This is a genomic window from Pantoea sp. Morm (assembly GCF_016643525.1).
GTDB classification, from domain to species: Bacteria; Pseudomonadota; Gammaproteobacteria; order Enterobacterales; family Enterobacteriaceae; genus Pantoea; species Pantoea dispersa.
The window spans coordinates 1-7179 of the sequence record NZ_VOQX01000144.1; the positions used below are offsets into that span (position 1 = coordinate 1).

Genomic DNA, 7179 nt, shown 5'->3' on the forward strand with positions numbered 1-7179 from the left:
AGCTTGAGACTAGAGCGAAACGTATGAAGTTAAGTTTGGGATATCTGATTGACTTAATAACAGTCATAACAGAAAAAGAACTAAAGGTTCGTTATAAGAGTAGTTTCCTTGGGTATCTTTGGTCTATTGCCAATCCCTTATTATTTGCAATGATTTATTATTTTATTTTTAAACTAATAATGAGAGTGCAAATACCCAACTATACCATTTTCATAATTACTGGATTATTTCCTTGGCAATGGTTTGCGAGTTCGACAACAAATTCACTTTTCTCCTTTATTGCGAATGCTCAGATAATAAAGAAAACAGTCTTTCCTCGTTCCGTTATACCGTTTAGTAATGTTATGATGGAATGCTTGCATTTCTTATGCACAATTCCAGTCATTATTATATTCCTATTGATTTATAATATGACACCTCACTGGAACTGGTTATGGGGAATACCAATTATTTTATTGGGGCAGCTTATTTTTTCCTATGGTATATCCCTAATCTTATCTACATTGAATCTGTTTTTCAGGGATTTAGAAAGGTTTATCACTTTGGTTATAATGTTGTTATTTTATTGCACCCCTATTCTATATGCTGGGGATATGATACCACAACAGTATCAATGGCTAATAAATTATAACCCGCTGGCTGATATGGTATTAAGTTGGCGGTCTTTATTTATGAATGGATATATTGATTACGAAAAAATCCTGACATTATATTTGGTTGGGTTTATCGTTCTGGCATCAGGGTCATGGGTATTCAATAAGTTGAAATATCGATTTGCGGAGATTTTATAATGGACATAGCAATTGAATTTAACTCCGTTACGAAAAAATATCCGCTGTACCATCATATTGGTTCAGGTATAAAAGAGCTCATTTTTAACCCTAAGAGAGCCTTATCTCTACTATCTGGTAGAAGTTATCTTGCTATCGAAAATATATCTTTTCATGTAGAAAAAGGTCAGTCGGTTGCGCTAATTGGCAGGAATGGAGCAGGAAAAAGTACTTCATTAGGGCTCGTAGCTGGAGTTATAAAACCATCTTCAGGAAGCGTTGTAACTCGCGGCCGCGTGGCTTCAATGCTTGAGTTAGGAGGCGGTTTTCATCCTGAGTTAACAGGAAGAGAAAATATCCGTTTAAACGCAACCCTATTAGGGCTTAGAAGAAAACAACTAAATGAAAGAATCAATAAAATCATAGAATTCTCTGAGTTGGGTGAGTTTATTGATGAGCCTATTCGAGTTTATTCAAGCGGGATGTTGGCGAAGTTGGGTTTTTCGGTAATTACACAAGTTGATCCTGATATTTTAATTATTGACGAAGTGCTCGCGGTTGGTGATTATGCGTTCCAGAAAAAATGCATTGATACAATTAACCAATTCAAAGCTAAGGGCGTAACTATTCTCTTTGTCAGTCATAATCTCTCAGACATCGAAAAAATATGCGATCGCGTGATTTGGATAGAAAATCATCGTCTGAAAGCAACCGGCAGCGCTACAGATATACTTGAACAATATCGCTCTTCAATGTAAGGAATGGAAATGGAAGCTATCAATAAAAAGGTTTCTATATATACAAGCCATCACAAGCCGAGTGCATTTTTGAGCTCAGATATTATTAAACCAATTCATGTTGGTAAAGCTAATAGTCATAATGACATTTGCTGTGACGGTGACGACAGTGGAGATAATATATCATACAAAAACCCCTTTTATTGTGAATTAACTGCTCAATATTGGGTGTGGAAAAATGAGGTGCTCACAGATTATGTCGGCTTTATGCATTATCGCCGCCATTTGAATTTTTCAAATAATCAAAGCTATGAAGAAGATGTCTGGGGTGTCGTTAATGAAGATGTTATTTCCTCACAATATGAGGAGAAATACGGTCTTGACGAACTGAGCCTGAATAATGCTATTAAGGGTTGTGATGTAATTTTACCCAAAAAATGGAGTGTCAAACAGGCTGGGAGTAAGAATAATTATGAACATTATAAAAATTCCGCCCACTTACATATTGAAGACTACTCAACTGCAATTATAAGCTTATTAAAATTATACCCTGAATACAAATCTGCTGTAGATGAATTTAATAAAGCCTCAGATGGTTATTATACAAACATGTTTGTAATGAAAAGGGAGTTATTCATTGAGTATTCACAGTGGTTATTTTCAGTTTTAGAAGACTTTGAAAAAGACTTTGCACTCAAGAATTACACAACACAAGAAAAAAGAGTGATTGGGCATATAGCTGAAAGGTTATTAAATATCTTTATAATATATAAGGAAAGAACAAAAAAAATTATAAAAAAAGAGTTGCAACGGACTTTTATAAAGAATGAAACATTTAACGGTAAGCTGAGCCCAGCGTTCAATGAGAAAAATGTGCCGATTGTTATTTGCTTTGATGATAACTATGCGTTAAGTGCCGGTGCGTTAGTTAATTCCATAAGCAAAAATAGCACCGATGAAAAAAATTACGACATAGTTATTTTAGAGAATAATGTTTCGGAAAAAAACAAAGCAAGGCTAACTTCTCTTGTTAAAGAGAAAAAAAATTTTAAAATTCGATTTTTTGATGTTAATTCTTTTAGTGAAATGAAAGGTGTTTACACTCGCGCCCACTTTAGTGCTGCCACATATGCTCGCTTATTCATTCCTTCTCTTTTTTCTGATTTTGAAAAAGTGGTTTTCATCGATGCTGATACTATTGTCGAACATGACATCTCTGAACTTATAAATATAAACCTTGGAAATGAACTTGTTGCCGCAGTAAAAGACATAGTCATGGAAGGTTTTGTAAAATTCGGCGCTTTGACACACATTGATGGTGAATCAAAAAATATAACCGCCGAATACTATTTGAAAAATGTTCTTGACATGAAAGACACGCAAAAATATTTTCAGGCTGGTATCTTACTTTTTAATATTAAACAGATGAATGCAGAAAATACTTTTGCAGCGTTAATGAAAGGGATGAAAGCTCGGAAATATTGGTTTTTAGACCAAGATATTATGAATATGGTATTCTATGAGCGAGTATATTATCTTCCTATGGAATGGAATGTATACCATGGTAACGGCAATACTGACGATTTCTTTCCGAATCTAAACTTTTCAACCTACATGAGATTTTTAGAGTCTAGAAAAAGACCGAAAATGATACATTTCGCTGGTGAGAATAAACCGTGGGATACGACTTCAGTTGACTTCTCTGAAAATTTCATAAGTTACATTTCAGATACGCCATGGAATAAAGAATTATTTGATAGGCTAAATGGTATTAAATATTCACTTAGTTCAAACAGCGACAATAAAAAGGTGCTTTTTCAGACAAAAGTTAAAAGGAAAGTAATGCCTTATCTTAATAAGTTTGCGCCCGTGGGAAGTAAGCGTAGGCAAATGATAGCTCGCAATTACTATAAGTTTCGTAAAATAATATTAGGTTAATGTCATGAATAAAAAAATCCTTATCGTGGGCGCAGGCTTCTCTGGTGCAGTTATAGCTAGAGAGTTGGCGGAAGATGGCCATCAGGTACGTGTAATCGACGCGCGAGACCATATTGCTGGCAACTGTTTTAGCCATCGTGATGAAAAAACCGACGTGATGGTTCATACTTATGGTCCACACATCTTTCATACTGATAATAAAGAGGTGTGGGATTATATAAATGCCCATTGTAAGATGATGCCTTACGTAAATAGGGTAAAGGCTACGGTTAATAATCAAGTTTTTTCTCTACCAATTAATCTGCATACTATCAATCAGTTTTTTAAAAAAACATGTTCACCTAAAGAGGCGAAGGAATTAATTGAATTAAAGGGTGATAGTACAATTATTGAACCAAAAACATTTGAAGATCAGGCTCTCAAGTTTGTGGGTCAAGAATTGTATGAGGCTTTTTTTAAAGGGTATACACTCAAACAATGGGGCATGGAGCCAAAAGAGTTGCCAGCATCGATATTAAAAAGACTTCCTGTTAGATTTAATTACGATGACAATTATTTTAATCACAAATATCAAGGGATGCCAGAAGAAGGTTATACTCCTATAGTAACGTCTATATTAAAGCATGATAATATTACTGTAGAACTCAATACTTTATTCAATAAAGAAGAAAAACACAATTATGATCATGTTTTTTACAGTGGTCCTTTAGATGGATATTATGAGTATTCTCATGGAAGACTAGGATATCGAACTCTAGATTTTGAAGAATTTACAGTTGAAGGAGATTATCAAGGATGTGCGGTTATGAACTATTGCTCTGTAGAAGTGCCTTTTACGAGAATAACAGAGCATAAATATTTTGCTCCGTGGGAGAATCATTCTTCTTCTGTTTGTTATAAAGAATTTAGCAGAAAATGTAATGAAAATGATATTCCATATTATCCCATTAGGCAAATGGGAGAGATGGAGCTTTTGCAAAGATATCTCGATCAGGCTGAAAATGAAAAAAACATTACATTCGTTGGTCGTCTTGGAACTTATCGATATCTTGATATGGATGTAACTATCGCTGAAGCTTTAAAAGTTGCACGAGACTATAAAAAGTCTTTAGAAAGTAATGTAATGATGCCATCTTTTGTAATAAATCCAAGATGAATATTTGTGCATTGATTGTTACTTACAATAGGCTTGAAAAGCTAAAAAAAACATGGGCAGCTACAGAGCTGCTCTCTTTCGATCATATAGTTATTGTTGATAATTCATCAACAGATGGCACTGCTGATTGGCTTAAAGGCCTCAAAGATAATCGGCTGCATGTTATACTGAGTAATAAAAATGATGGAGGCGCTGGCGGATTTTACAGAGGATCAAAATGGATTTCTGAAAATATATCCACGGATTGGGTAGTGTTATTTGATGATGATGCTTTCCCATCACCAGATTTACTTATCCAATTTGAAAAAGAAAATAAAGATGAGTTCGATGTCTTCGCCACAAGGGTGTTAACCCCGACTGGTAAGCGATGTAAAATGAATATTCCTTGGGTCACTATACCAAATAGCATCAAAGATATAATGCGCTATTCAAAGGATCAAAGAAACTTTGTCGCATCTGAAAATGAACATAAAAAAATTTCGACATTTTCTTTTGTTGGAGTAATAATTAAGCTCAATGTTTTAAGAGAAACCTATAATTTTATACATAAAGAGCTGTTTATTTATTATGATGATGTTTATTACTCATGGCATTTACACAACCATGGTTTTAAGCTTTGCTATAATCCTAACCTTATTTTTTATCATGATGTTAACGAAGTGGGTTCTGCAATCCCACCTTGGAAGATTTATTATTTAGTAAGAAATCTCATTCTTTCTTATCAGCTATTTAAATTAGCTCGCCCATTTAGTTTGATTTCAATAGTTGCTAGGCTTTTGAAATACGTCTCTATGCTCAAATCCTCCAATGAAAAGATTGCTTTTCTCAAAGCCATGGTGAATGGAATTAGAGACGGATTAAGAAGAAACTGAGGGTATAGATTGGACAGTGAAATGAAAAGACTGTGTTACTATATTAATTCAGATTGGTATTTTTTATTGCATTGGAAAGATAGAGCTCATGCTGCAATAAAAGATGGATATGAAGTCCACCTAATATGTAATGTTACAGGCATAGAAAATCGGAAAGATTTAGAGGAAATAGGTCTTATTGTTCATGATTGCAAGATGTCAGAACAGTCAATGAATCCTTTCACGTTTATTAAGGATGTGAATAACTCAGTCAGATTAATAAATGAAATAAAACCATTAATTTTGCATTGCATAACGATAAAGCCGTGTCTTATAGGCAGTTGCTTTGCTAAATTTAAAAAAACCAAATTGGTTGTTAGTTTCGTAGGTCTTGGGCGTGTTTTTTCATCCAAATCATACAAATATTGGCTGTTGAGAAATTTTGCAACTTTTATTTATGGTCTTATAGCAAAACAAGATGGTGTTTGTTTTATTTTTGAACATGATTTGGATAGGGATGAAATAGTTAATCGAACTAGGATGTCAGTTGATAAAACTTTAGTTATTAATGGTGCTGGAATAGATATCGATAATTTTTCTTTCAAAGAAGAACATGCAAATAATGTGCCAATTGTGCTGTTTGCTAGTAGGGTAATCTGGAGTAAGGGGTTGCAAGACCTTATTCAGGCTAAGCTTAAATTAGAAAAAGAAGGGATTATCTTCAATCTAAATGTTGCGGGTATTACTGTAAAAGATGATCCTGATACCATCCCTGAAAGTGTATTAAAAAAATGGCAAAGTGAAGGCACTATAAAATGGTTGGGTAAATGTAATAATGTGAGTGAATTGATTGAGCAGGCTAACATAATTGCTCTTCCTTCAATATATGCTGAAGGTGTACCAAGAATATTAATTGAAGCAGCTTCGGTTGGTCGAGCAACAATTGCATATAATACTGGTGGTTGTTCTAGTATTATATTGAATAATAAGACTGGTTATATAATAAATCAAAAAGATATCGATGCTTTAGCGGAAAAAATAAAAATATTGTTACTAAATCCGGAAATTAGAAAGAGGTTTGGTTATTGCGCTAGAGAAAACGTTGAAAAGCTCTTTTCTTCTAAAATTGTTGTGAACGCCACTTTAGATGTTTACTCAAGGCTATAAATTTATTGAAATTAAAAGTTATAAAATAACGTCGAGCATAAAGCTCAATATTTAATAGTTATATTATTAATGCGATTAAATAAATACTATTTTTTATGTCTTTTCTCTTATCAAGAATTTGATGTAGTATGGTAATGTAAGTGTAAAGCGTACAAGATTTATACGTCTTTTTAGCAGACAGGAGGATGTAATGTCCAAGCAACAAATTGGTGTAGTAGGTATGGCAGTGATGGGCCGAAATTTGGCTCTTAACATTGAGAGCCGCGGTTACACAGTCTCAATCTTTAACCGTTCACGTGAAAAGACTGATGAAGTTATCGCTGAAAATCAGGGCAAAAAACTTGCTCCTTATTACTCCGTTGAAGAGTTTGTCGAGTCGTTAGAAAAACCCCGCCGCATCCTTCTGATGGTACAGGCAGGCGAAGCGACAGACAAAACCATCGCTTCACTGACGCCACACCTTGATAAGGGCGACATCCTGATTGATGGTGGTAACACCTTCTATAAAGACACTATCCGTCGTAATAAAGAACTGTCTGATCAGGGCTTCAACTTCATCG

General features: G+C 34.4%; 7 protein-coding genes. All 7 read left to right on the forward strand.

Going from position 1 to position 7179, the window contains the following annotated elements; all coding sequences use genetic code 11:
• Positions 1-23: 23 nt before the first annotated feature.
• A complete protein-coding gene (locus tag FT726_RS25310; protein WP_346303661.1) occupies positions 24-791 on the forward strand; it encodes an ABC transporter permease in 768 nt (255 codons plus the stop codon).
• The gene (locus FT726_RS25315) at positions 791-1528 is read left to right on the forward strand and encodes an ABC transporter ATP-binding protein (RefSeq protein ID WP_260640495.1); all 738 of its coding nucleotides are present in this window, start codon (positions 791-793) and stop codon (positions 1526-1528) included. The genes FT726_RS25310 and FT726_RS25315 overlap by 1 nt, the downstream gene beginning before the upstream one ends.
• A 9-nt stretch (positions 1529-1537) precedes the next feature.
• Positions 1538-3445 (forward strand): DUF4422 domain-containing protein, encoded by a 1908-nt coding sequence (locus FT726_RS25320; protein ID WP_288421942.1) that lies wholly within the window; start codon positions 1538-1540, stop codon positions 3443-3445.
• A 4-nt stretch (positions 3446-3449) separates the two neighbouring features.
• The gene (glf, locus tag FT726_RS25325) at positions 3450-4601 is read left to right on the forward strand and encodes a UDP-galactopyranose mutase (protein ID WP_288421940.1); all 1152 of its coding nucleotides are present in this window, start codon (positions 3450-3452) and stop codon (positions 4599-4601) included.
• Positions 4598-5473: a glycosyltransferase gene (locus FT726_RS25330; protein WP_346303659.1), complete on the forward strand. Its 876-nt coding sequence runs from the start codon at positions 4598-4600 to the stop codon at positions 5471-5473. The genes glf and FT726_RS25330 overlap by 4 nt, the downstream gene beginning before the upstream one ends.
• 21 nt (positions 5474-5494) lie before the next feature.
• Positions 5495-6619: a glycosyltransferase family 4 protein gene (locus FT726_RS25335; RefSeq protein ID WP_288421937.1), complete on the forward strand. Its 1125-nt coding sequence runs from the start codon at positions 5495-5497 to the stop codon at positions 6617-6619.
• Positions 6620-6809: 190 nt separating this feature from the next.
• A partial coding sequence (locus FT726_RS25340; protein ID WP_346303660.1) for an NAD(P)-binding domain-containing protein occupies positions 6810-7179 on the forward strand: 370 nt, incomplete at its 3' end.